Source organism: Stagnihabitans tardus (genome assembly GCF_009925085.1).
Classification (GTDB): domain Bacteria; phylum Pseudomonadota; class Alphaproteobacteria; order Rhodobacterales; family Rhodobacteraceae; genus Stagnihabitans; species Stagnihabitans tardus.
The window spans coordinates 1-756 of record NZ_JAABNR010000088.1 but is presented as its reverse complement, the minus strand read 5'-3'; the positions used below and the strand labels follow the sequence as shown (position 1 = coordinate 756).

Below are 756 nucleotides of genomic sequence, written 5' to 3'. Positions count from 1 at the left end.
CTCAGAACCTTCTGAAATCACGTCTTGCCCATCGCAAATCCCGAGAAGAGATTTTCAGGACCATTTCGGCACTTCGGCAGCAAGGGCTGACGTGCAGCGAGATCGGGCGGCGAACGGGGTTTCCCCGGCGTAGCGTCGCGAAATGGCTGCAGTTCGAGACGCCACCTGACCGAAAGCGCGCCGTCCTCAAGCGCTCCTCCGCGTGGTATTTTGAAGAGTACCTGAAGCAACGCTGGGAGAACGGTATTCGCAGCGGCAATGCACTGCTACCTTTGATCCAAGAACGTGGTTACGAGGGCAGCCTGTCAAACTTGCAGCGGCTCTTGGCCGGATGGCGCAGAGCCGAAAAACAGGAACAGGAGGGACCCACCAAGGAAGATCAGATCCTTGCACTGGTCCGGGACCCGGAAACCGGGCACGCGATTTCCCCGGTTATTGCGGCAGCACTCTGCATCAAACCAAGAGGAAAATTCACCTCGGAACAGGCGAGAAAAGTCGAAGTTCTCAAGGAAGGCTCACCTGCCTTCACAACAATGCGGCGCCTCGCCATGCGTTTCAATGGCATCTTGCGTGGTCGAAAAGCAGACCCGCTGCCCGCCTGGATCGACGATGCGATCGAAACGGACCTAGCGCCCATCGTGCGGTTCGCCCGAACCTTGAACAGAGACATTGATGCGGTCAGGAATGCGATCGAAATGGAGTGGAGCAATGGTCAAGCCGAAGGCCAGATCAACCGATTGAAGACCTTGAAGCGCG

At 57.3% G+C, this 756-nt stretch carries 1 protein-coding gene; it reads left to right on the top strand.

Features of this window, described 5'->3' with window-relative positions; all coding sequences use genetic code 11:
* Positions 1 to 756 (top strand): transposase (locus GV832_RS21720; protein WP_168776935.1); only part of this gene is annotated, 756 nt, incomplete at both ends.